The sequence below is a fragment of the Acinetobacter sp. AL9 genome, from assembly GCF_041464035.1.
Taxonomy (GTDB): Bacteria; Pseudomonadota; Gammaproteobacteria; order Pseudomonadales; family Moraxellaceae; genus Acinetobacter; species Acinetobacter towneri.
The window spans coordinates 1-255 of sequence record NZ_JAYFSK010000271.1 but is presented as its reverse complement, the minus strand read 5'-3'; the positions used below and the strand labels follow the sequence as shown (position 1 = coordinate 255).

Below are 255 nucleotides of genomic sequence, written 5' to 3'. Positions count from 1 at the left end.
AATGCAACCTGCACAGTCAAACTATTCAGGCAGTGACAGAAGAATTGGTCACAAGACGCAAGCAGTTCAAAAAAGCAAAACTAAAATGGCGTGTCAGTAATAAAAAATCAGCTAGACGTTCACTGGGGTGGATACCGTTTAAAAAGGTTGCAATCAAATATGCTGATGGCTATGTTCAATATGGCAAGCATCAATTTAAACTATGGGATAGTTACGGATTAAGTCAATACAATATCAAAACAGGCACATTCGTAG

At 38.0% G+C, this 255-nt stretch carries 1 pseudogene; it reads left to right on the top strand.

Annotation, left to right across the window (positions count from 1 at the left end):
* Positions 1–255, top strand: a pseudogene (locus ACEO2X_RS14660) (RNA-guided endonuclease TnpB family protein); the annotation flags it as partial.